This window comes from Dyadobacter sp. HNCC25DJ184 (genome assembly GCF_056895215.1).
The window spans coordinates 51852-77987 of record NZ_JBXHAQ010000020.1 but is presented as its reverse complement, the minus strand read 5'-3'; the positions used below and the strand labels follow the sequence as shown (position 1 = coordinate 77987).

The window sequence follows — 26136 nt, the reverse complement described above, 5'->3', positions numbered from 1 at the left end:
TTATGGGCAATAATTAAATCCTAACCGTTAAGTATGAATTTTGTACAACTTGTATCTTACCGCTAGATAAATTGTCATTAAGATTTTGTTAAATTCTTTAGCATTGGAAACAGAAGAAAACTTGGCAAAAGTGCGAATGAAATCATAAACTGTTCGACGCTTCGGGAAAATGCAAAACTTTTATTTGCATTAAATTTAATTTTATTAATCATGTGGTCTTTTGCACTTAATCAAGTTTCGACTAAAAATAGTTGCGCGTTTCTTAAAAAAGTCTTATTTTCGACTTGTGATAATCTCTTAATACAAACTTAAGTCGTTTAATAAGGTATCAGGGAATTTTCACCTAACAATTTGCTCAACGTATTATGAAAACTACACATCGAATTTTATCATCAAGGGATCCTGGCCTCCGAGGGTTCCAAGAACTTTTCGGATTCTTTTCTTTTCAGTCAAAATCTGAAAATTTACTATAAAGTCTTACTTCCAGATCATAATCATAAAAACATAACATATGAAAATTGCAGTTGTCGGTACAGGCTATGTTGGCCTTGTAACAGGAACATGTTTTGCTGAAACAGGAAACCAGGTTACCTGCGTAGATATTGATGCTTCCAAGGTAGCAAGACTTCAAAACGGCGAAATTCCTATTTACGAACCAGGACTTGACGTTCTGTTTGACCGTAACATTGCTGAAGGTCGTCTTTCATTCACTACCAACCTTGCAGAGGGGATCAAAGGAGCGGAGGTTATATTCCTTGCGTTGCCTACTCCTCCAGGAGAAGATGGTTCGGCAGATCTTAAATATATATTGGGTGTTTCGGATGACCTCGGTCCTATCCTGGATCAATATGTTGTGGTTATTGACAAAAGCACCGTTCCTGTGGGAACAGCGGAGAAAGTTCGTGCAGCTATTGCTAAAAACGCAACTGTTGACTTTGATGTAGTATCAAATCCTGAATTCTTGCGCGAAGGTGTTGCTGTTGAAGATTTCATGAAGCCTGACCGTGTAGTTGTTGGAACAACTTCGGACAAAGCGAAAAAGGTTATGGAAAAGCTTTATGCACCACTAGTTCGCCAGGGAAATCCAGTTATTTTCATGGACGAACGTTCTGCTGAAATGACGAAATATGCTGCCAACTCTTTCCTTGCGCTGAAAATCACGTTTATGAACGAGATCGCGAACCTTTGCGAAAAAGTAAACGCGAACGTGGACGATATTCGTCGCGGAATTGGAACAGATAGCAGAATAGGCAAAAGATTTTTGTTTGCTGGTATTGGTTACGGCGGGAGCTGTTTCCCTAAGGACGTTCAGGCTTTGGCTAAAACCTCTGAAGACTATGGATATGACTTCCGTACCCTTAAATCGGTAATGGCTGTTAACGATGACCAAAAGAAAAAACTAATTCCTATTGTAAGCGAATATTTCGGTGGTGAGCTGGCTGGCAAAACCATTGCAGTTTGGGGATTGGCTTTCAAACCATATACAGATGATATCCGTGAAGCTCCGGCTTTGGAGAATATCAAAGCACTTCTTGCTGCGGGAGCTAAGGTTACTGCATACGATCCTGAGGCGATGGAAAACGTGAAAAAACTGATCCCGGAAGTAACTTATACGCATACAGCGTATGCAGCTTTGGACGATGCGGACGCTCTGATGATCTTCACAGAATGGCCGCAATTCCGGACTCCTGATTTTGAAAAAATGGGTAAGTTACTAAAGGAAAAGGTGATCTTCGATGGCCGTAACCTGTACGAACTGAGCCAGATGGAAGAAATGGGCTTCACTTACTATAGTATCGGACGCTCCGCAGTTAACGAGAAAGAATTTATTGAAGCTTAAAAAATGACTGTAAGAAGTGACGTCGGCAACGACGTCACGTTCCAAGAATCATTCGAACAGCAAAAAATAAAACAGAATGTCAAACATTGTTCATGTAATATTATCAGGAGGTGTTGGAAGCAGGCTTTGGCCGGTTTCCAGAAAATCGATGCCCAAGCAATATATTCCAATGTTTGGAGATAAATCTTTATTCCAGCTAACGGCAGAGAGAAACAAGATTTTTGCCGATCATACGATAATCGTTGGCAATAAGGACAATTATCTGTTGTCACAAGCAGACCTGATCAGGGCTGGACTGAAAAAGTATAGCGAGATTATTGAAGCTGCGCCCAGAAACACTGCTGCTGCGATTGCCTTTGCCGCTTCCGCCTGCGATCCGGATGACATTCTTTTTGTTACTCCTTCCGACCACATTATCACTGACGATCAGGCATATGCCCTCGCATTGAAAGAAGCTATTGTTCTGGCAACAGCTGGATCTTTGGTTACGTTTGGTATCAACCCAACAAAACCTGAGACTGGTTACGGTTATATTGAATATAAGGAAAACGAAGTCCTTTCTTTTCGTGAAAAACCGAATGCTGAGAATGCAATCAGTTTCATCGAAAGCGGTAATTTCCTATGGAATAGTGGTATGTTTTGCTTTAAGGCAGGTGTATATCTTGAGGAATTGAAAAAATTCGAAGAAGATATCTTCGATAAATCCATTGCTTGCTATGAAAAAAGCATGGAGAATTTCTTGCCTGAATATGAGACAATGCTTATTCCATCGAAAAGTATTGATTATGCTGTGATGGAACGCTCGGAAAAAATTAAGGTAGTAAAAGCCGATTTCGGTTGGTCTGATCTGGGTTCGTTTGAATCTATTTGGGAGCACTGGGAAGGACAGGGCGAAACTTACCATTTTGTAAATAACAACTGTGTTGTTGGTTCGACAAAGCACGTGGAATTTTTGGGAGTAAACAATATTGTTTTGGTGGAAACACCAGATGCTATTCTGGTTTTGTCAAAAGACAACTCTCAGGAAGTGAAGAACATTTATGAAAGACTCGAGAAAGAAAAACCTGAATTAGTAAGGTAACACCAATATCAATTACCAGAATATCCGCCTCAAAAAGGGTAACAGAATTTATACAAAAGCCCCCCGCAAGAATTATTAACATGGAAAAAGAATCTAAAATATACGTAGCAGGGCACCGTGGGATGGTTGGAAGTGCTATTACAAGAGCGCTGGAACAACAAGGATTTACCAACATCATCACGCGCACTTCATCTGAACTTGATCTTAGAAATCAACAGGCTGTTGCCGATTTCTTTGAAGATGAAAAACCTGAATATGTTTTTTTGGCTGCAGCAAAAGTTGGTGGTATCGTAGCCAACAATACCTACCGCGCTGATTTCATTTATGAAAACCTGATGATAGAATCCAATATCATTCACCAGTCTCATGTTTGTGGAGTCAAGAAGCTGATGTTTTTGGGGTCTTCATGTATTTACCCGAAAATGGCTCCGCAACCTTTGAAAGAAGATTACCTCCTAACAGGTGTGCTTGAACCAACCAACGAACCATATGCCATTGCAAAAATCGCTGGTATTAAACTTTGTGAAGCATATCATGACCAATATGGCAGCAATTTTATAAGCGCAATGCCAACCAACTTATATGGTTATGGCGATAACTACAATTTAAATAATTCGCACGTTCTCCCTGCTTTGATCAGGAAATTTCACGAAGCCAAAACCGAAGACAAGCCTTTTGTTCAGGCTTGGGGTACGGGCTCTCCCCTACGCGAATTCCTTTTTGCCGACGATCTCGCTGAGGCATGTTTATTTTTAATGGAAACATATAATGGACGTGAACTGGTAAACGTGGGAACGGGCGAAGACCTTTCCATTAAAGACCTTACCGAACTGGTAGCTGAGATCGTGGGCTATAGCGGTGAAATCAAATGGGACACTTCAAAACCGGACGGCACACCGCGTAAGTTGATGGATGTTTCCAAACTGCACAGTTTGGGGTGGAAACATACGATTAACCTCCGGGAAGGGATTGAATTAGCCTACCAGGATTACCTGAACAATCAAGAAATATATGCCGTTTAAACCGGCGGGAAATAACTAAATCGAATCTAATACAAGTCACTCAACGATATCTTAAGATGGAAAACAAAGTAGCTTTAGTAACAGGAGTAACCGGTCAGGATGGAGCTTATTTAAGCGAGCTTCTGCTAAGCAAAGGTTATACTGTTCACGGTGTTAAACGTAGAAGTTCACTGTTCAATACAGAACGTATTGATCATTTATACCAGGACCCTCATAGCGAAAACCCCCGGTTTATTTTGCACTATGGAGACCTTACGGACTCCATGAACCTCACCAGAATTATTCAGGAAGTTCAACCTGATGAAATATATAACCTTGCGGCGATGAGCCACGTGAAGGTAAGTTTTGACGAACCTGAATATACGGCCAACGCTGACGGAATTGGCACTTTGCGTATCCTTGAAGCTGTAAGACTTTTAGGCCTTACCAAAAAAACGAAAATATATCAGGCTTCTACTTCTGAACTATACGGCCTCGTTCAAGCTGTTCCTCAGTCGGAAAGCACACCGTTCTACCCACGTTCTCCATATGCAGTTGCTAAAATGTATGCATACTGGATTACAGTGAATTACCGTGAAGCATATGACATGTACGCTTGTAACGGTATTCTTTTCAACCACGAATCTCCTTTGAGAGGTGAAACTTTCGTGACCCGCAAGATTACAAGAGCTGCCGCAAAAATCGTTTTGGGACTTCAGGATTGCCTTTATATGGGAAATATTGATTCTCAACGTGACTGGGGCCATGCCAAAGATTACGTTGAAGCAATGTACCTTATTCTTCAGCAGGAAAAACCGGAAGATTTTGTCATCGCAACTGGTGTAACAACCCGCGTTCGTGAATTTATCCGTAAAACATTTGCCTTCCTAGGTGTTGAATTGGAATTTACCGGGAGCGAAGAAAATGAAATAGCGACAATAGCTTCTGTCAATCCGTTGAGATTGGAAGAACTGGGACTTGCCAACGGTGAGCACCTGGCTGTCGGAACTGTCGTTCTGCGTATTGATCCAAGATACTACCGCCCTACCGAAGTTGAATTGTTGATCGGAGATCCGACAAAATCGCAAACTCAATTAGGCTGGAAACCTAAATATTCGCTGGATATGCTTATTGAAGATATGGCTGGATCAGATCTTCGTCTATTCCAGAAAGACCAATTGCTTCTTAAAGAAGGCTTTGGAGTGTTGAATTATTTTGAATAATCGCTACCATGGATAAGTCTAAAGAGCAAATTGTAAGTGGCGTATTCTGGAGCAGCTTACAGATGGTGGTTAACACATCTTTTAGTTTTGTTATTCGTCTCGTCCTGGCCCGAGTGCTCTTTCCTGAGCAGTTTGGGTTAGTGGGGATGGCCACAGTTTTCATAGGATTTGTTCAGGTATTGAATGATATAGGTATTGGTGCGGCTTTAATCCAAAGAAAGGACGAAAACCTGAGGGAAGAACATTTCCACACAGCCTTTTGGACAGGTGTTATATGGTCAGTCTTTTTGTACCTTATTATCAGCTTTGTTGCCGCATCTTTTATTGCCGATTTTTACAATCAGCCTGTTTTAGGAAAGCTTGTACCGTTTCTTAGTTTGGGAATCTTATCTGGTCCGGTAAACCTGGTTCATAAGGCGCAGCTGACCAAGCAAATGAATTTCAAGAAGATAGCGTTCATCGATAATACCTCGAACATTATCTCAGGATGTATCGCGCTGGTTCTTGCATTCCAAGGCTTAGGAGTTTGGTCACTTGCCTTCAATTCTGTTGCTTCGATTGTAATTGCCATTCCATTATACTTCAACGCGACGAAGTGGAAGCCTAAGTTCATGTGGGATGATCAGGCGTTTAAAGACGTATTCGGGTTCGGAGTATATACCACCGGAACCGGAGTGATCAACTACCTGATTAATAATGTGGATTACCTTTTTATTGGTAAACTATTATCGGCGCAGGCACTTGGATCTTACACCTTTGCTTTTATTCTGACAGATACTTTCAGGACAAAAATTATGATGGTGGTGAATACTGTAATGTATCCGATGTACGGAAAAAAACAGTCTGACCCGGCATCTCTAAAAAAGTACTATCTGAAAGTAATTAACTACAACAGCATTGTAATGTACCCGATCATGGTGTTTTTTATAACACTTGGTCAACCTTTCATCTTTATGTTTTTCGGTGAAAAGTGGGTGGATTCGATAGTTCCACTTCAAATCCTGTCGTTTTCCGTTATGGTGCATATGTTGGTAAACAGCAATGCCGCACTAATCAGGGGAATGGGACGACCGGATCTGGAAATGAAGTTGCAGCTTTTAAAGGGTGCCATTTTCATTCCAATGCTAATCGCCGGGATTTACTATTACGGCGTAGTCGGTGCAGCTTATGCCGTGCTGATAAACAAATTCATTGCAGTAATTATCGCTCAGTATACTTTTAATAATCTGTTGTCTATCAAAATTACAACAGCAGAATTCCTTTATGCGGTTAAAGATCCCTGGATTGGCAGCTTGGTCGCATATTGTATTGCAAACCTCCTCTATAATTATCTTCACCTAAATTACATTGTGGCCGGACTGTTTCTATTCCTTAGTTATGGGATTGTCATTTGGATATTTATGGGTAAAGAATTCAAGACACAATTATCGGAGTTAAGGTTTTCAAAAAAATAAATACCAGATGATAAATAAAGCATTGCGATATCCAAAGTCAGTAATACGGCAGATTGTTTCGGATAAATTACCAAGATGGTCGGTGAATTCGAAAAAAATGTCAGCCTTGTACTACTTACTGTTTGATCGTTCTTTTGACCGCGAACTGCAAGCCGTTTTGGCTGGACGAATTCAGCATATTGACGATACAAATAAATTAAAAGCTAATTATTTCCTTTTGGTAAGAAATACACACCGACTGGAAAAAGGACTTTTGATGAAGCCAAGAAGACCTGTCTTCGGAAAGGATTTCATTACTGAAACAGTTGACAGTTTTGAGGGAATCTGGACACCTGAGGAGCACAATGGGCCAAATCCGCAAATGAAATGGTTCTATGACGTTTTGAGCGAATATTTTGCAAACATGGATTTAACTGATCCATTAATAAAACAAGAAGAGCAGAGATTTAGAAAGATCGTCGATAAAGCCAAAGATCCAAAGCAACTCAGTATCAACGGCAAGAGGGTTCCTTATTTGAGGCTGGATCAAAATAAAAGTTCGATAGATTTCGACGAATTCTATAAACTCTGCAAGCAACGCCGCTCCGTCCGCTGGTTTCTGGACAAGCCGGTGCCGCGCGAACTCATCGATAAAGCGATTATGTCTGCTAATCAGGCACCAAGCGCATGCAACAGACAGCCTTTTGAATTCCGGGTTTTCGATGATCCTGAAAAGGTAAAAGAAGTAGTGAAATTTCCAATGGGTACGAAGGGATATGGCCATAGTATTCAAGTGATGGTTGTAATAGTTGGAAATCTGGATGCCTATTTTGACGAAAGGGATCGCCACGTGATGTATATAGATGCCTCATTAGCCTCAATGAGCATGATGTTTGCGTTGGAAACAATGGGACTCAGCAGCTGCTCTATTAATTGGCCGGATATGGAAGATCGTGAGCAAAAAATGGAATCATTTCTGAAATTGGAAAAATATCAACGGCCAATAATGTGTATGGGAATCGGATACCCTGATCCCGAAGGTCTGGTCGCATTTTCAGAAAAAAGACCGATTAATCAAATTAGAAAATATAACTAGATCACGTAACTCACTACTTCTTATGAAAAAATATGTCATCGAACTTCGCGGAGTCGAATTTCACAACAAAGGTGCAGAATTGATGCTTTACGCAATACTTGAAAAAGTGCGTAAAGAGCTTCCTGACGCAAAATTTGTAATGGAAAAGAGAGATATTGCGCCTATTAAGAAACAGCGGGAGGTAGGAATTTTCACAAAACTCCACAGCAAAAAGTTTGGAATTACTACTGAATTTATTCCTCAGCAACTGACCGAGAAATTGGGTTATATACCGGAAAAAGAGATTAACGTTGTACTCGATGGATCAGGCTTTGCTTTCGGAGATTTCTGGGGACCGGAAAAAGCCGGAATGAGAATGGCCAATCATATCGAAAGATGGACTCACCAGGGGAAAAAAGTGATCATGCTTTCTCAGGCATTCGGCTCTTTTGAGAATAAAGATCTTCAGGAAAAAATGTCTGTTATTTTGAACAAAGCAGATCTGGTTTTTGCGCGTGATAATTACTCGTATTCATATCTGAAAAATATCCCCGCGAATCATAGCAATTTGTTTCTCAGACCAGATTTTACCAATCTTATTAAAGGAAAGGTTCCTGAGTACTTTGATAGCGAAAAATATGAAATCGCGATCATCCCGAATAATAAGCTTCTTGAATCGAAGGTTTTCAGCAGCAGAGAAAAATACCTTGATTTCCTTAATAATGTGACTACCTTGATCACAGAAAGCGGTAAAAAGCCTTTTTTCCTTATACATGAAGGAGTGAAAGATTTTAAACTGGCAGAAGAAGTTAATACGATATATAACAAGCAAGTTCCGATTTTGCGGGTAGACGATCCTTTACATGTGAAGGGTATCATTTCGAAATCACAAGGAGTTGTTACCTCCCGATTCCATGGACTTGTGAGTGCTTTATCTCAGGCTATCCCATGTCTTTGTGTGGGCTGGAGCCACAAATATCTTGCGCTCATGGAGGATTATGCTTTTGCCGAAGGTCTCATCAAAGATGAAGATTTGAACGGAGAGGCTTTAAAAGAAAAGTTAGATTTAATATTAAATCCTAAGTCTTCGGAAGACATCCATCAGCGGCTTAAACTTGCCTCAACAAGACAAAAAGAACTATCACAAGATATGTGGAATATGGTTTTTGATGTAATAAAAAACTGAGTTACCATGCACACTGAAAAAAAGATAAAGGTTTCCGTAATTGTCCCCACCTACCGTGATTGGGACAGACTGTTACTTTGCATTATCGCTTTAAAACAGCAAACATATCCCAAAGAACTTATCGAAGTCATTATTGTCAACAATGATCCTAACGATAAGCCACCTGCCGGATATATATTACCATCTGGTTTTCAGTTGCTTACCGAATCTAAACCTGGTTCATATGCTGCACGCAATGCAGCTTTGAAGGTTGCTACAGGAGATATCTACGGGTTTACTGATTCTGATTGTATACCTTTTCCAACTTGGATTGAAAGTGCGGTCAAAATTCTTGAAAGCCAGAAATACAGTCGTATAGCTGGAAATATTGAACTGTATTATGAAAATCCGAAAAAGCCGACCAGTGCGGAATTGTACGAAAAAGTATTCGCGTTCAAGCAAAGGCAATATGTCAACAAGCATCATGCAGCCGTAACAGGAAACATGTTTACATGGAGATACGTAATGGACAAAGTGGGTAATTTCAACGATAGCCTTTTTTCCGGCGGTGACTTTGAATGGTCATCCAGAGCCCATCAAAATGGATTCAATATTGTCTTCGGGGAAGAAGTATCTATTTACCATCCTGCAAGAAAAGATCTGGATCTGCTTGTGATGAAAAGTAAAAGGGTAACCGGTGGCCATGCCATGATGAACAGACGCAACAGGATGTCTGCGTTTGTCAGATATATCAAGGCAGTAAAACCACCTTTTTACACCATCAAACAAATTTTAGAATATGGGAAAGAATTAACAGTAATACAGAAATTCAAGGTATTTTTAACCCGCTATTACATCGACTATGTTTGCTCGCAGGAAGCATTGTTAATTTCTCTGGGAAAAACATCAAACAGGCAGTAAAGGCATGCGAAATACCAAAAATTTGACAGCACACACGAATAAAACTAAATCAGGCATCTGTAATCTACCCTCCACAGACTAAAACAAAGCCCCATGATTAGTAATTTTTTTTCCATACTGAATATTCTGCTTACGCAAATTGATCACAAGTTTTTGTTTAAGCGCTCCGTAGTTGTAAGAAAGAACGGGTCTAAGGTTGTTTTGGCACCGAATGTTAAGATCAAACGATCCAGTATCCGGTTCAGAAAGGGGTCAGATTCAACTATTGCTGAAGGAGTTAGGATTAGCGATTCTGTGATTATACTCGAAAATGGAGCGAAACTGATAGTAGGCAAAGGTGTATCACTGGATAAAGTAAAGATTACTGTTAAAAACGGAACATTGGTGATAGGTCATCACACGATCGTTGAAGGCGGATACTCGACGGCTTTAGTTCCGATATCGGTAACCGGGGAAGCATATATCGGCCATCATAACAGAATCAGAGGAAAAGTAAAAGTACAATATGGTGGCGTTTTTTCTACAGGAGAATACACGAATATCAACGAAGAATGTGAAATACGCTGCGATCAGCGCATTGAAATTGGTGATTTTGTAAGGATTTCATATAAGTGCATCATATGGGACACTAACACGCATAATCTCTATTCAAATGAACACCGAAGAGAACTTGTCAAATCAAAATTCCCAGTGTTTGGCTATGAGTTTGAGAAACCAAAAACAAAACCAATTTACATCGGGAATGATTGTTGGATAGGACGAGAGGCGGCGATATTAAAAGGAAGTAAGTTGAATGCAAATGTAATAGTCGGATACAGAACAGTAATTTCCAATTTAGAAGTCGAGGAAAACACTACTGTAGTAAGCAAAATTCAGAATATAGTGATGAAAACTCCCTTTCCAGAACACCGGGAGAGGATGGATTCCGAAATGATTTAATTAATAGTATAAGTAAGTGTAGTAACTAATACCTAAAATTCCACTCTAGAAAATTTGTAATCTTAAAAAATGTTAATTATGAAAAACAAACCCTCAAATTTCAATACTTATGTTAAGCTCAAATCCAACGATTTCGGTAATTATCCCTTGTTACAATTGTGAATTATATGTAAGAAAAGCTGTTGACAGCGTATTAAATCAGACATACAAAAATTGGAACCTTATTCTGGTAAACAACAATTCGACAGATGGCACACAAGCCATACTTAACGAATATCAGCTTAAGTATCCAACCAAAGTATGGTCATTACTGGAAACTAAAAAAGGAAGCGGCCCTGCCAGAAATGCGGGACTAAAGTACGCAACCGGAGAGGTTATACAGTTCTTGGATGCTGATGATGAAATATTGCCAGACAAATTGGACCGGCAGGTAAAATTGATGATCGAAAATCAGGCGGACATTATTTGCTCGACCTACAAATTCATCAAGGAGAAAAAAGGGCAGATTGAAAACAGTGTTGTCAACCCTGAATCGGGAAATGTTTGGAAAGGACTAATCGGCTCCAAGCTAGGTATAACCAGTGCCAATCTTTGGAGAAAAGAAAAATTAATGAGCATCGGCGGATGGGACGAAGAACTGAGTTCTTCTCAGGAATACGATTTGTTGTTCAGACTCCTTGCAGCGGATTGTAAAGTTACTTTTGATATGGTCACTTCGGCTGTGGTTTATTCTGTGGACAACTCCATTTCGAGGACTCAGGATAAAAACAGACTTGAGAAAATTTTGAATAACCTGGTAGGTGTTCGGTTGAGAGTTAAAGAATATTTGATCTCAAAAGGCAGTTACAACAACGAGCTCAATGAGTATTTCAACACGTTTCTTTTCAGCCACTTGATGGGGAAAAAACTACTTGTTCCTGACCACGTTGACAAAACAATCAGACAACTTAACCTTCATGTTCCTTTGAACCTCTGGTTAAGTTCAAATTTGAAATATAATATCAAAAAGCATTTGATGAATTTCAAAATAATGAAATTCAAATAGCAATAAAACCTAATTGGCGTACGTAATGAATCCTTCGATTGTTGTCATAACTTATAACAGACCAAAATCATTGACAAGGCTTTTGTCTTTTGTCGATAGAGCTGTATACGACAACCAAAATATCGAACTTGTCATCAGCATTGACTTTCAGGACTCAGAAGCGCACAATGAGGTGGTGCAGATTGCTCAGCAGTTTGAATGGGCTCATGGTAACAAAAAGGTAATTGTTCATGCAGCAAACCTTGGATTGAGAAAGCATGTGATCAGTTGCGGAAATCTGGTTGAAAACTATGATTCCCTGATCATGCTGGAAGACGATCTTGTCGTGAGCCCACATTTTTATTTATACGCTCAAAAAGCGCTCGGATACTATTCCAATGATGGAAACATTGGTGGTATATCACTCTACAGCCATCGGCACAATTACTGCGCGGACCTGCCGTTTGACCTGATTCCAGACTCTAACGACGTTTATTTTATGCAAATCGCGGCTTCCTGGGGTCAGGCATGGACTAAGTCTCAGTGGATGGGTTTTGCAGAATGGTACGGGAAAGGTCCGGTAATGGGTGCAGAAGATAATATTCCGGAAAAAATCAAGAATTGGCCAGAATCGTCCTGGGTTAAATATTACATTAAGTATTTAGTAAATACTGACAAACATTTTGCATATCCCAAGCGTTCGTTTACTTCAAATATGAGTGACGCAGGGACGCATCACAAAAGCAAGGAATACACTTATAGTGTTCCTTTCTTTTATGATTTTAATGCTCAAAATATTCAGTTCGTAAATTTTGATCAATCGATCAATGTTTACGATAGCTATTTTGAATTAGATGCAAGACAATTAAAAAAATTAAAACTTCCAATTTCAGATGTTGATATTGCTACGATTGACACATACGGAATAAAAGATTTAAGTTTTCACACTGGCAATTATGTAATTTCTGCCAAGAAATTGCTGACAGGTGAATACAGAAAATCGTATGACATCGATCTGAAACCTGCCGCCTTGAATATCCTGTATGGTGTAGTTGGTGATGTCCTTTTTTTATCAAAAGCAGAAAACTTTGATAACAGTTCGAAGCTTGAGTTCACGGAAATTGACTGGGATTATTATTACGGAAAGAAAAGAATCAGAGATTATTTGAATATACTTTGGATTAAGGTAAAAAAGAAATATCTGAAGTAGGTATTCCTGATTCAATTTTAGACGTGACGTTATGATAGTAGAAATTGCACTTTTTGGTATACTGGTTTTGTATCTGTTTCTTACCAGTTCATATAACCTTACAAGGGTGCTAGTTCTGCTGCTTCCTTTTCACTTATTTGTTAAAAATTCCCTTTTTTACTATTTTGGTGGAGGTTCTTTATTTGCCTTTTGGAAGGAACTTGCCGTTATTTTCCTGATATTGAAACTTATCAAAGCAGGAAAATCAATTATAAATCCCAAACTGGTTACAGTAATGGGGTTTTATGTTCTTCTAACTTTACTTTATTTTGTTGTCGCAAAAAATTATGGTGAGGCATTAGCAAAGTTGCGTGACCATATATTTACGATCTTGCTTTTCCTTGCGATATCTAAAACGGCCATTGATAAAGAACAGGCAAAAGGAATATTCTTATCCTTTGTTATTGGCGCTTTTCTGACAGCGTGCGGAGGTTTCCTGCAGCAGTTTTTCTTCAATCAATTCATTTCCACGCTGAAAGGGTCGATCGATTTTATCGACAGTTCGGGTTATATTCAATATCGAACCGTGTCCGCCAGGATCATGGGTTTTGAAAGAATGTCTGGGTTATTCAGCGGGCCAAACGACTTTGGGTTATACTGTTCTTTTGCATTCTGTATATGTATCTACCAACTATATGCTAAGGAAAAACTTCGGGTTTCATCCAAGGTAAAAATGTTCACTACTATAACAGCGATTATGCTGGGTATATGCCTTATATTCTCATTTTCACGGGCGGGTTGGGTGATCTCGGTAATTACACTTTTCTATTTAGTGGTTACCAAAAGTATATCGTTTAACCCAAAAATCGTATTTGCAGGTGTAACAGCATTTTTCATTGTGGTGTTTTCGGTAATAGTTTTTGTGCCCAAAGTATCCGACATCTTCGAAGCTTCAGTTTCCGGGAAGGAAGCAAGTGCAGCGGCGCGTGGGAGTATTTTACAAAGAGGACTAGATAAATTACAGGAGGAACCTTTCGGCCATGGGCTGGCCACTACCGATAACAGGACTCAAAATACAGAATTCTTCGTTGAATCTGCTTTTTTAAACAACGCATACGAGCTGGGTATTCTTGGCTTGATTACCTTAATTCTCCTGCATCTTCGAATCATATCTTTACTTAGAGTTGCCGATTCGCAGAAATTATCACCTTTTGCCTCGTTGGCAATCGGTATCTCCCTTGCCGCTTTGGTTGTAAGTTTTGTTTCAATCAATCCTTACGGAATGCCTTTCATTTACTTTTGGTGGCTGATATTAGGCCTGGGAATGAACAAAATCAATACAAGAGACAACGTTAAACGTAAAGATGAAATACTCAATTATTATAGCCACGTATAATGCTGAAAAGTATTTGGAACGAGCACTGTCAAGTGTTGTTGAAGGCACCTCCGGCGATTACGAACTCATTCTGATAGACGGAGGATCAAAAGACAGTACTCTGGAAATTATACAGCGCTTTAAAAAGTATATCAGTTATTCGGTTAGTGAGCCTGATAAGGGGATTTATGATGCGTGGAATAAAGGAATCAAAAAAGCGACTGGCGACTGGATCATGTTTTTGGGAGCGGACGACAGATTGCTACCAGGAGCGATCGATAAATACGAGGCCTTTATAAAGCAACATCCGGATAGAGATAATCTGCTGTATGTTTCTTCCCGCATGCAAATGGTTGATGAAAACAACAACCCCATTCGTGTCAAGGGCTGGAGTTGGGAATGGCCGAAATTTCTAAAGGAAACGACGATAGCTCATCCAGGTTCTCTGCACTCAAAAAAACTTTTCGAAAAATATGGTGTATTCGACTCGTCTTATCGAAGTGCCGGGGATTTCGAACTTTTATTACGGCCAAAAGACACGCTATCAAGTGGCTTCATGAACGAAATAACCGTTGTGATGCAAGAAGGCGGGATCAGCGATGGCTTAATTGGAATTAAGGAGCACTGCATTGCAGCCATAAAAACGGGAGGATATTCTCCGTTCTTAGCATACAAAAATGCGGTCTGGGTATATTCCAAATTTACGGCTCGCAAAACCCTTAGAAGAATTGGTATTAATGCTTATCTCAAACGATAAACTATATCCAAATGCGTATTCTTTGCCTGCACCAAAGCGCTGACCTATACGGTTCAGACAGAAGCTTCTTACAAGTAGTCGAGTATTTGAAATTCTCCGGAAAATTTGAATTAATCACTGTCATTTTACCAAGAACAGGCCCGTTGGTACTCGAACTTCAAAAACTGGATGTGGATGTTAAGTTTGAGGATATGTCCCTTTTAAGTAAGACATATTTGAAAAAATTACAGTGGCACAAAATCATTTTTCCATTGCTTTCTTTTAATAAAAAGAAGGCTTTCATGAACAAGTATGATATAGTGTACGCAAATACGTCGGTAATTCTTGACTTCTATGCGATAGCTCCCTTCATAAACGTTAAAAAAATAATTCATATAAGAGAAATTCCTGCCCCATGGCTAAGTAAAGTACTTTCGAGTTTTATCAAAAAATCGAATGCACTTGTAATTTTCAATTCATATTCCACAAAGGAAAGTTTTGAGAAGTTTGAGAATAGTATGGTTATCCACAATGCGTTTGAAGGATATGAATTTATAAAAAAGTCGGCCGAAGATTCCGTAACGAACAGTACTCCATTAAAGATATTGGTAATAGGTCGTATCAATCCGTGGAAAGGGCAGGAATTCGTAATACGGTCAATTGCTGCACTCGGCAATAAAAATATTTCGCTCAGAATTGTTGGAAGTACGGCAGCAGGAAATGAAAATATTCTCGTTGACCTGAAACAGCTCACTCGAGATCTGGGCCTGACATCTCAAATTGAATTTGTGGAATTCACAGAAGATCCTTCTTCGGAATATCAAAACTGCGATTTACTCGTCGTTCCGTCGATAAAACCTGAACCATTTGGAAGAATTGCCATTGAAGCTATGAGTATAGGCAAACCGGTAATTGCGGCAAATCATGGTGGACTACCTGAAATAGTGGAACACAACGTGAATGGATTTCTATTCCCCCCAAACGATCAAAATTCATTTATCACATATTTAAAAGAATACCTGGCCGATCGCCAACTTTTGGAAAAACATGGAGAGGAATCCAGAAAAATATTTTTGGATAAATTCTCTGTCGACAAGCTTCACAAACAGCTTGAAAGTGTATTTTAATTCACAAAATACACTTCAATTTAAATCATTCAAAATGACAAAATTAATATGTTCCCTAATATTTCTGGCAACGCTATTTGTTTCTGGTAAACCTGCTCAAAACGAACCCATAAAATTAGGAGCTTACTATTTTGATGGATGGACAGGAAAGACTTACCATATTTCAGATAAATTAGTAAAGTCATTTCCTGAAAGAGAGCCCGAGTGGGGCTGGATTACAAGCACGCCAGAAATTATGGAACAGCAGATAGATTTGGCAAATGCTGCAGGAATCGACTTTTTCAATTTTTGCTGGTATAACGACAAAGATTCTCCAGTTGGTGTCTTGGGATCGGATCCAAAAAATAATGCATTGCAGTTATTTCAAAATGCTAAAAACAGAAATAAACTCGAGTTTTCTATTCTCATCGTCAACAATGGCCAATATGCCATTAACCCCGATAACTGGGATTCGCTTTGTCGTTACTGGATAAAAATTTTCAAGAGCGATAACTATTTACAAGCGAATGGAAAGCCGTTGCTTACTTTCTTTGATATGCCTTCTCTGGTTAAATCGTTTGGGTCGACCAATAAGGTGGTTGAAAAATTTGACGATCTGAAAAAAATGGCTGTTCGCGAGGGATTACCGGGTGTCACAATCGCGGCAGTTTTTGGATCAAAACCTGCCTCAATTAAAATGGCAATCAATTGTAAGGTCGATATAATAACGGGATATAATTATGCAAGTTATGGCCTTGCTGCCAACCAGGACGAAGTGATGCCAATAGACAATATGCGTTCTACGGAAGAAAACGTTTGGAATCAGATTCTTTCACAGTGGAACAAACCGATTATACCGGCAATTACGCTTAATTGGGATAAGCGTCCCTGGAACAAAAGCTCGAAAGTTTCAAGGAGGTTTTCAGGATTCTCAGGCGAATCTGTTAAAGAATCCATTATTTCCTATAAGCATTGGATGGTCAACAACCGATCCCATTTGTGCAAGGAGAATATTGCAATATTATATGCCTGGAATGAATATGGAGAAGGAGCATGGCTTACGCCCACCAAAGCTTCAAAAAATAGTTTACTAGAGGGATTAAAAGCAGGACTCAACGAAAAATAATAAAAATATCAAATGAAAATCGCCATAATAGGTACCCGGGGAATTCCAAATCACTATGGAGGCTTTGAACAATTTGCTGAATACCTGGCGAAGGGATTGGTAGAACGCGGCCATGATATTACGGTGTATAATTCGCATTCTCACCCATACCAGGAATCAGAATGGAATGGTGTAAAACTTGTGCATTGCAACGACCCTGAGGATAAATGGGGAACAGCAGGACAGTTCGTATATGATCTGAACTGCATTCGTCACACCCGTACCCAAAATTTCGATATCATTTTACAATTAGGCTATACCAGCAGCACTGTTTGGGGCTGGCTTTTACCGAGAAAAAAGAGTATCGTGACGACCAATATGGACGGTCTTGAATGGAAACGAACGAAATATTCAAAACCGGTCAGGGCTTTTTTGAAAAAGGCAGAATATCTCGGCACAGTTTTCAGTGACTATTGGATCGCAGATTCCCTTGGAATTCAGAGTTATCTGCGCAAGGAATACGGAACCGATTCTACCTATATCCCATATGGTGCCTTTCCTTTTGAAAATGCAAGTGATTCTATCCTGACTGAATATGGTCTGAAAGCGTATGGCTATAACATGTTAATAGCCAGGCTTGAACCAGAAAACAACGTGGATACAATCTTGGAAGGCGTATCTAAATCTTCGTCGAGCGCACCGTTTCTGGTGGTTGGAAAACACGCGACAACTTATGGAGAATATCTTAAAAATAAGTATAAAGAATTTGAAAATATAAGATTTGTCGGTGGAATTTATGATATCAACGCGCTCAATAATTTAAGGTATTATTCCAACATATATTTCCACGGACACTCTGTTGGCGGCACGAATCCATCCCTGTTAGAGGCGATGGCTTCACAGACTTTGATTTGCGCCAATCAAAATGAGTTTAACTCTACAATATTGGAAAAAGATGCGCTCTATTTTTCTAATAGCAACGAAGTTAAATTAGTGATTGAAACCATTTACAAAAAAGATTATTTGCCATTTGTTGACAACAATATGGACAAAATAAGAAACTTATATGAATGGAATAAAATCATCGAGCAGTATGAGGATCATTTCAAATTTATTTACGATAAAAAGTTCGGGCATAACGCACATACGGAAAAGGCGAAATTAATGGGGTAGTGAAGATGATATGTGCCAAATTAAAAAAATATGAAATTCAGATACGATATTAATGCTCTACGGGCTATCGCCGTTATTGGGGTAGTTCTTTTCCACTTTAAAGTTCCATTTCTTGACGGAGGTTTCGCAGGCGTGGACATTTTCTATGTCATTTCTGGTTTCCTAATGACAAAAATTGTCATGAATTCATTGGAGGCGAATACCTTTTCTTTGGGTGAGTTTTATATGAAAAGAGTAAAGCGGATAGTGCCAGCCTTATTCGCACTTATTCTCGCTCTGCTGATTATTGGCTTCTTTATTTATCTGCCGAATGATTATCAGGTATTGACCAAAAATGCAACAGCGAGTTTGTTATTTATTTCAAACATTTTGTATTGGAAAGACAGTAACTATTTCCATCCTTCTTCCGAAACGAATGTCTTGCTGCACACTTGGTCGCTATCAGTTGAGTGGCAGTTTTATTTAATACTTCCTATTGTTATTGCATTATTTTATCGCTTCTTTTCTTCAAACAAAAATAAATTTCTGCTCTTATTTAGCGGCCTTACTTTTGTAATTTTTATTATATCGGTCTGGTACAATAAAAAAGATCCGACTGCTTCCTTTTATTTGTTGCCAACCCGATCATGGGAAATGCTCGCTGGTGGAATCGCAGTTTTCTTTATGGATTTGAAGAACGAACAGTTAAAAAAGGCGATTGCTATTACGAGTTACATTGCACTATTCTTGTGTATAACATTATTGAACAGTCATCTAAGATGGCCGGGCTTCTACACTTCGCTTCCGGTTTTCGCAACTTTCCTGATCCTCATATCTAATTTTAACGACTTTAAAATCTTGCAGAACAATGTAGTGCAGTGGGCCGGAAAACTCTCGTATTCATTGTATCTGTGGCACTGGCCGGTGTATGTACTCGCCAATTATCTCGGCGTCGATCAGGGCCCCATAACTACGCTCGTGTTAATTACAATTTCTATTGCCCTGTCATATATTTCCTTCAGGTACGTTGAGTCTTATAAATTTAATGGAAGAAACATATTAATTTATACTTCCTCGCTTTGCCTTCTTGCCGGGATCTTTACATTTACAAATCCAAACAAATTGCTTTTCAAAGAAAATACATTGGCAATTTCGGGATATTCGGACACTCATCAGGATGAGAAAAATGCGCAGTTCGGGTCGGCAGATTCCTGCTTTATATCAAGTGAGCAAACTGGGTTAAAAGATTACAGTGCAAGATATTGCCTGGATATACAAACCAACAAAAAGAATATACTTCTTTTGGGTGATAGCCACGCTGCTCATTTTTCTCAGTCGATAAGAGAGGCACTTGAAAAGGAAAATATACATTTGATTCAAGCTTCTGCGAGTGGCTGCTTTCCTACAGTCAAGAAAAATGGAGAGACGAGATGTAACGAAATTATCGACTATATATATACTAATTATTTGCCAAAAAATGCTGAATATATCGACGGCGTTATTTTAAGTGCAAATTGGTCCAACGTAAATAAAAATGGATTTGCTGGCTTGAATAAAGATCTACACGAAACGATTGATTATTTAGACAAACTTCATATTAAGTCTATTATCATCGGTCAAAATGAAACATATACTATTCCTTTTCCTTCAATTGTTGCACGCGAATATCAATATAATGTATCGATAAGCAATCAATACCTAACCAAAGAAGCAGAGAATATAAATGAGTTTCTGAGCCAGCAATTAGGCTCATCGTACGTCGACATTTACAATATTGGTGCGAGTGAAAAATTATCGCCAGAATTTGTCCCTTACATGTTTGACCAAAATCATTTTACGAAACACGGCGCAGACCGAATCATTCTGAATATTTTTTCGAATAAGAATTTTGAAAAATTTATCGACAAGTCCAATTTGGACCTGGTCAGTTTACAAAGTGTCAATTGAAATATAACTCCCTATTCTATCTAACGTATTACTCAACGAATCATGAAATTTACAAACACAACTTTAAAGGACGTTGTCCTGATTACGCCTAATGTCTTCTACGACGATCGGGGTCATTTTTTCGAATCTTTTAATGCTCAAACCTGGAAGAATCAGGGATTTGAAGAAGAATTTGTACAAGACAATCAGTCTTTCTCTTTGAAAGGTGTTGTGCGCGGTCTTCATTTTCAACGTGCGCCATACGCCCAGGGTAAACTAGTACGCGTGATCCAGGGAAGAGTTGTGGATATTGCTCTCGATTTGCGGGAAGACTCCCCTACTTTCGGCCAATATGAGTTGTTTGATCTGGATTCAGAAAGCGGCACAATGGTATATATTCCTGCTGGCTTTGCACACGGTTTTACGGCCATTGAAGACAGCATTTTCCACTATAAATGCACGGCACCTTATCACAAAGCGTCGGAAGGTGGACTTCATTGGAACGATCCTTTTCTGAATATTCCCTGGGGAGTTACTAATCCGATTGTTTCGGAGAAGGACGAAATTCTTCCCACATTCAGCGAGCTATATAAAGATGTGTTGAAAAGCATCTGATATACTGCATCCACAACAACAGATCATGCTCATCTTATCGTACAGGACAACTTGCTCCTGCAGATGCATTTGCATGTTCTAACTTAATTGGTCACTGTCATTCATAGGGGCTCTTCATGTCTAAGGCCCGATTATATAATTCTTATGAAAAAAATTCTTATTACTGGCGGAGCCGGGTTTATAGGCTCTCATGTGGTTCGCAGGTTCGTGACACAATATCCGCAATATCAGATCTGTAATCTGGACGCGCTTACTTACGCAGGCAACCTCGAAAACTTATTGGATATAGAGGACGCGCCAAATTATTCATTCATTAAAGGCGATATCACAGACTCTGATTTTGTATATCAATTATTCTCGGAAAATGATTTCGACGGTGTCATTCACCTCGCCGCCGAGTCGCATGTCGACCGATCGATCAGCGATCCGATGTCCTTTGTGCTGACCAATGTCATCGGAACCGTAAATCTTTTGAATGCTACAAAGACGGCGTGGCGAGACGCTATAGACGCCGATGGTGTTTCCGAAAAACGCTTCTATCACGTTTCTACGGATGAAGTATATGGCGAACTTCATGACCCTGGTGAGTTTTTCCTGGAAACCACAAAGTACGACCCGCGATCGCCATATAGCGCATCGAAGGCCTCGTCTGACCATTTCGTACGTGCTTACCACAATACGTATCGGCTACCTGTTGTGATATCAAATTGCTCAAATAACTATGGGCCTAATCATTTCCCGGAAAAGTTGATTCCGTTGATGATCCATAATATCATTCAAAACAAGCCTCTTCCTGTTTATGGTAAAGGTGAAAATATCCGGGACTGGCTTTTTGTGGAAGATCATGCAAGAGCTATTGACGTCATTTTCCACAATGGTAAAAATGGCGACACTTATAATATCGGTGGCCACAATGAATGGAAAAACATCGACCTAGTGCTTTTGTTATGCAAAACGATGGACGAAAAATTGGGACGTGAGGCAGGCACATCAGAAAAGTTGATCCATTATGTGACCGACCGGGCTGGGCACGATCTCAGATATGCAATTGATGCGACAAAACTAAAAGAGGAGCTGGGCTGGACGCCATCCCTGCAATTTGCGGAAGGATTGGAAAAAACCGTTGAGTGGTACCTGTCTAATACGGAATGGCTTCAGAATGTCACATCAGGAGCCTATCAAAAATATTATGAGGGCATGTATACCGAGAGATAACGGGTGTTGCCGATTTTCGGGTCCAACTCAAATGCCCGCCGTTTACGTTAAATTCAAACAATCCGACTTAAAATGAAAGGAATTATATTGGCCGGAGGATCTGGCACACGTTTGCATCCATTGACCCTCGCTGTGAGCAAGCAGCTGATGCCGGTATACGACAAACCGATGATTTATTACCCGCTTTCCATATTAATGCTGGCTGGTATCAACGAGATATTAATTATATCAACTCCTCACGATCTCCCTCATTTTGAGAAATTGTTGGGAGATGGAACCCGGTTAGGCTGCAAATTCAGTTATGCTGTACAACCGAGCCCCGATGGACTGGCACAGGCATTCATCATTGGCGCGGATTTTATAGGAAAAGACAAGGTAGCACTTGTCCTTGGCGACAATATCTTTTATGGTTCGGGACTGTCCAAGCTGTTGCAGCAAAACAACGATCCGGATGGCGGCATAGTTTATGCATATCAGGTTCACGATCCGGAGAGATACGGAGTGGTAGAGTTTGATGCAGATTTCAATGCCATGTCGATAGAAGAGAAGCCCTTAAATCCCAAGTCCAATTATGCGGTTCCCGGTTTATATTTCTATGATAACGACGTAGTCGAAATCGCGCGGAATATTGAACCTTCACCTCGAGGCGAATTGGAAATTACAGATATCAACAGAAAATATCTGGAAGCTGGCAAGCTCAAAGTTGGTGTACTTAACAGAGGTACTGCATGGCTGGATACGGGCACTTTTGAATCGCTTATGCAAGCAGGTCAATTCGTTCAGGTAATAGAAGAACGACAAGGACTTAAGATCGGCTGTGTAGAAGAAGTAGCATACAGAATGGGCTTTATTTCGAAGGAAAAATTGCAGGAAATTGCCCAGCCACTGATTAAAAGTGGATATGGCAAATATCTTCAAAAACTTGTCTGACGAACTCGAAATTTCGAATTAAAAACACCTACATATTTGTAGTTATTTTATTATTATTCTAAGTAGAAGGATTTTCTTTGATCTTATTTTATTCAGTGTGTAGTATTGATATCGATTAATCTACTCAAAATGAAGAATATGATTAAGCCAATATGTAATATATTAATCCCATAAGAGAATGTGCTTCAAATGATTTCTATGTAATTAATTTATGCGATGGCACAACTTCGTTATGTAACTAAAAGAAGATAATTTAGTACTTTCAAAAAAAATGTTATATAAATTTGCATGATTTAGTGACAAATTCATTTTTTTGAACTAAATTCACTTGTCTATTAAAAAGATTTACCTTAATATTGCGTAGTTTATATTCTACAAGTCAGATTACAACAATTTCGATTTTGACAATCCTTGTAGAAGATCAGCAGTAGATGGGAAAGAACACTAAAATTCCACTTCTGTTGTAACGAACAGGAGATCGTAGTACCTTACTCAACGTTATTAAAACATGAAAAATCGTTTCGCAGGCCTTCTTCCGAAGGTACATCTCTGGACAGACCTCGTCCTACTGAACGTCTCCTTTCTCGCCGCACATTATCTTAGATTCGAAGAACTTCCTGGCTTGATGGGCAATGCATATACCAATATGCTGCTGATCGCCAACCTTCTATGGGTATTGTGTACGAATTCTCTGAAAACTTATATGTTCACGAGAATTTCTTATCAATTCAATATTCAGATAGCGAAGCTATTAAAGTCATCTGTGTTACATGCAGCGATGGTAATGGCGTTTCTATATCTGACTCAACAGGGAGAGAATTATTCGAGAACACAACTTCTTTTGACTTACACCTTTTTTATAACAGCCTCGACTTTGTCGCGGGCAGCAACGGTGATAGGTCTGCAAATGTATCGTCAGGCAGGTTACAATTTTCATCGCTACGCAATCGTAGGTCACGGTGAACTGGCCACCATGATTAGAGAATTTTACAGCACACATAAAGAGCTTGGCTATCGTTTCTGCGGTGCCATGAGCTTTGGCAACAGTAGCGACCAGATTACAAGACTGGAGCAGATGGTGAGACAACAGAACTTGGATTATGTGTATTGCTGCATGTCTGATTTAAGCGATGATCAAGTGAGAAACCTGATCCGTATGGGAGAGAGACAACGGACCCAGATTAGATTGGTACCTGATTTCCGTGGCTTTATGACCAACAAAGCGACCATTGAATACCATGACGCATATCCGGTTATCCAGGTAAATACGAAACCATTCTCGAATGTTAATGAGCAAACTTTCAAGAGAGCTTTTGATTTGATTTTCTCAAGTACGGTTATGATTCTTGGTGCACCTTTATTCCTTTTATTGATTCTTATCATTAAGATTTCATCGCCAGGCCCAGTTTTCTTTCGCCAGAAAAGATCTGGAAGATGGGGTCAAATATTTGAGATTTACAAATTCAGAACAATGGTGCAAGATGCAGATAAAATGGGTCTTCAGCATTCACAAGGAGACAATGATCCGCGCATCACTTCAATAGGCCGTATTTTGAGAAAAACACGCCTCGATGAGTTGCCTCAATTTTATAATGTAATCAAAGGAGATATGTCAGTAGTTGGCCCTCGTCCCCTTTTCAAATACGATGTGGACATGCTGATGGAAGCTGAACCACATGACTTCCAAAGATTGTTAACCGTCAAACCAGGTATTACTTCAATTGGCCAGATCAATGTTGGATATGCAGATACAGTGGCAAAAAACGTCGAAAGACTTAAATATGACCTCCAGTATCTCAAATCTTACAGCGTGATGGATGATGTAATGCTAATCTTCAAAACTGTTCAGGTAATGGTGTTAGGTCGCGGTCAATGAGCATACCATTTACAATACAATAGAAATCAACTGTCTTATTCATACTAGAAATTGAAACAAGCTAAAAAATAGACTGTGCCGTCTCGGCACAGTTTATTTAAAACCCTTCATCCGGATAACAATCCACATAATAAAATTTTAACAACTATTATTCAATTTTCCATTACTAACAATGAAAAAAAGTACACTAAGAGTTTTGACACTCTGTATGCTCCTGTCTGCGGTTATGTTTAACTGCAAGGATGACGATGACAAGTTCCCGTCAGAACCGGACACAGAAAAGACCGAAGAACTGAAGAACCTGGACGTAGTAGAACCTACTTATGACCAGCCTGCAGCGGTGGAAGTAAAAGAATCATCTGTTGAGGTTTCTGCAAAGAGCGCAGAAGTAACCTCCGGATTAAGTCAATTGGCTAGTGGAACTGTAACTCCAGCCGTCTCAGCTTCTGCTGACGAAGTTTCCGCTGCTCTCTCTGCGTCAGAAATTGCAACACTGAACAGTGTTTCTGCCGAAACGATTGCTAATGTATCTGAAGGTGGTGCATTGCCTGCTGGCCTCAAAGCCATTCTGGACAAGGTCGCAAACGATCCTGCCCTTAAAGCTTACTTGCCTACGTTTACTCTTCCATCAGTGGGAGGCGTACAAATCTCCGGTGCTCGTACAGGATCAGGTAAATCAGTTGAGGCTGTTGAAGGAATTACAGTTGATGATAACTGTATTGCAAAAGCCGAGGCTGCTTTCGCAACTTCTAAAGCGAAACTGGATGCAACCAAAGCTGGTTTCATCACTAAAATTAACCAGGCTTACACAGACGCTGTTGCGCCTCTTGCTGTTCAGGAAACACAATGTGTTGCAGCTGTCGGCCCTAAATATGATGCGCTTCGTACTGCTGCAATGCAAATCGCTGCAACTGCAAATTCTGTACTTGATGCTGCTCAAGGGTTATTAGGTGCTCGTTATGCTCTATTAAAAGCATTGGTTAATATTCAGTTGCTTGGTTACCTAAGCACAATTAACAATCTGCAAATAGCTGATACTGCTGCTTGTGCTGCAAAAACTACAGCATATACTAATGCTGCTGCTGCTGCCAAAGCATCAAACACTGCAAAAGTTGAAGCAGCTTATGCAACTGCGCTTGCTTCAGCAACAGAAATAAAGGAAGCGCTTATCCTAAGTTGCCACAACCAAGGAAGCGGTAACTAATAAGT

Annotated in this window: 22 protein-coding genes; all 22 read left to right on the top strand. The window is 39.7% G+C overall.

Features of this window, described 5'->3' with window-relative positions; genetic code table 11:
- Positions 1-511 precede the first annotated feature (511 nt).
- The 22 genes from AC1XUD_RS24090 (at position 512) to AC1XUD_RS23985 (ending at position 26131) form a co-directional block, all read left to right on the top strand.
- Complete coding sequence (locus AC1XUD_RS24090; RefSeq protein ID WP_483363595.1) at positions 512-1840, top strand: UDP-glucose dehydrogenase family protein; 1329 nt, start codon at positions 512-514, stop codon at positions 1838-1840.
- Between the two features lie 76 nt (positions 1841-1916).
- Positions 1917-2921 carry a mannose-1-phosphate guanylyltransferase gene (locus AC1XUD_RS24085; protein ID WP_483363594.1) on the top strand — a complete coding sequence of 335 codons (1005 nt, stop codon included), beginning with the start codon at positions 1917-1919 and terminating at the stop codon, positions 2919-2921.
- 80 nt (positions 2922-3001) lie between these two features.
- Positions 3002-3943 (top strand): GDP-L-fucose synthase, encoded by a 942-nt coding sequence (gene fcl, locus AC1XUD_RS24080; protein ID WP_483363593.1) that lies wholly within the window; start codon positions 3002-3004, stop codon positions 3941-3943.
- Positions 3944-3999: 56 nt separating this feature from the next.
- Entirely contained in the window at positions 4000-5145 is a 1146-nt protein-coding gene (gene gmd / locus AC1XUD_RS24075) for a GDP-mannose 4,6-dehydratase (RefSeq protein ID WP_483363592.1), read from the top strand.
- 8 nt (positions 5146-5153) lie between these two features.
- Entirely contained in the window at positions 5154-6599 is a 1446-nt protein-coding gene (locus AC1XUD_RS24070; RefSeq protein WP_483363591.1) for a lipopolysaccharide biosynthesis protein, read from the top strand.
- Between the two features lie 7 nt (positions 6600-6606).
- Positions 6607-7674 (top strand): nitroreductase family protein, encoded by a 1068-nt coding sequence (locus AC1XUD_RS24065; protein WP_483363590.1) that lies wholly within the window; start codon positions 6607-6609, stop codon positions 7672-7674.
- A gap of 22 nt (positions 7675-7696) precedes the next feature.
- Positions 7697-8839 (top strand): polysaccharide pyruvyl transferase family protein, encoded by a 1143-nt coding sequence (locus AC1XUD_RS24060; RefSeq protein ID WP_483363589.1) that lies wholly within the window; start codon positions 7697-7699, stop codon positions 8837-8839.
- A 6-nt stretch (positions 8840-8845) separates the two neighbouring features.
- Positions 8846-9739 carry a glycosyltransferase family 2 protein gene (locus tag AC1XUD_RS24055; RefSeq protein ID WP_483363588.1) on the top strand — a complete coding sequence of 298 codons (894 nt, stop codon included), beginning with the start codon at positions 8846-8848 and terminating at the stop codon, positions 9737-9739.
- 93 nt (positions 9740-9832) lie between these two features.
- Positions 9833-10678, top strand: a complete 846-nt coding sequence (locus tag AC1XUD_RS24050) for an acyltransferase (protein ID WP_483363587.1) — start codon at positions 9833-9835, stop codon at positions 10676-10678.
- Between the two features lie 109 nt (positions 10679-10787).
- Positions 10788-11723: a glycosyltransferase family 2 protein gene (locus tag AC1XUD_RS24045; RefSeq protein WP_483363586.1), complete on the top strand. Its 936-nt coding sequence runs from the start codon at positions 10788-10790 to the stop codon at positions 11721-11723.
- A gap of 25 nt (positions 11724-11748) precedes the next feature.
- Positions 11749-12912: a glycosyltransferase gene (locus AC1XUD_RS24040; protein ID WP_483363585.1), complete on the top strand. Its 1164-nt coding sequence runs from the start codon at positions 11749-11751 to the stop codon at positions 12910-12912.
- A gap of 31 nt (positions 12913-12943) precedes the next feature.
- Positions 12944-14287, top strand: coding sequence for an O-antigen ligase family protein (locus AC1XUD_RS24035; protein WP_483363584.1), 1344 nt, complete (start codon positions 12944-12946; stop codon positions 14285-14287).
- Positions 14256-15023, top strand: coding sequence for a glycosyltransferase family 2 protein (locus AC1XUD_RS24030; protein WP_483363583.1), 768 nt, complete (start codon positions 14256-14258; stop codon positions 15021-15023). Before AC1XUD_RS24035 ends, AC1XUD_RS24030 begins: the two co-directional genes overlap by 32 nt.
- Before the next feature lie 11 nt (positions 15024-15034).
- A complete protein-coding gene (locus AC1XUD_RS24025; RefSeq protein ID WP_483363582.1) occupies positions 15035-16129 on the top strand; it encodes a glycosyltransferase family 4 protein in 1095 nt (364 codons plus the stop codon).
- A gap of 34 nt (positions 16130-16163) precedes the next feature.
- Positions 16164-17234, top strand: a complete 1071-nt coding sequence (locus tag AC1XUD_RS24020; RefSeq protein WP_483363581.1) for a glycoside hydrolase family 99-like domain-containing protein — start codon at positions 16164-16166, stop codon at positions 17232-17234.
- 12 nt (positions 17235-17246) lie between these two features.
- A complete protein-coding gene (locus AC1XUD_RS24015) occupies positions 17247-18386 on the top strand; it encodes a DUF1972 domain-containing protein (protein ID WP_483363580.1) in 1140 nt (379 codons plus the stop codon).
- Positions 18387-18416: 30 nt separating this feature from the next.
- The gene (locus AC1XUD_RS24010) at positions 18417-20312 is read left to right on the top strand and encodes an acyltransferase family protein (RefSeq protein ID WP_483363579.1); all 1896 of its coding nucleotides are present in this window, start codon (positions 18417-18419) and stop codon (positions 20310-20312) included.
- A gap of 42 nt (positions 20313-20354) precedes the next feature.
- A complete protein-coding gene (rfbC, locus tag AC1XUD_RS24005) occupies positions 20355-20906 on the top strand; it encodes a dTDP-4-dehydrorhamnose 3,5-epimerase (RefSeq protein ID WP_483363578.1) in 552 nt (183 codons plus the stop codon).
- Between the two features lie 144 nt (positions 20907-21050).
- A complete protein-coding gene (gene rfbB, locus AC1XUD_RS24000) occupies positions 21051-22121 on the top strand; it encodes a dTDP-glucose 4,6-dehydratase (protein WP_483363577.1) in 1071 nt (356 codons plus the stop codon).
- A 72-nt stretch (positions 22122-22193) separates the two neighbouring features.
- Complete coding sequence (gene rfbA / locus AC1XUD_RS23995; protein ID WP_483363576.1) at positions 22194-23051, top strand: glucose-1-phosphate thymidylyltransferase RfbA; 858 nt, start codon at positions 22194-22196, stop codon at positions 23049-23051.
- A 508-nt stretch (positions 23052-23559) separates the two neighbouring features.
- The gene (locus AC1XUD_RS23990) at positions 23560-24927 is read left to right on the top strand and encodes a sugar transferase (RefSeq protein WP_483363575.1); all 1368 of its coding nucleotides are present in this window, start codon (positions 23560-23562) and stop codon (positions 24925-24927) included.
- Positions 24928-25099: 172 nt separating this feature from the next.
- Positions 25100-26131, top strand: coding sequence for a hypothetical protein (locus tag AC1XUD_RS23985; RefSeq protein WP_483363574.1), 1032 nt, complete (start codon positions 25100-25102; stop codon positions 26129-26131).
- The last annotated feature ends 5 nt before the right edge of the window (positions 26132-26136 follow it).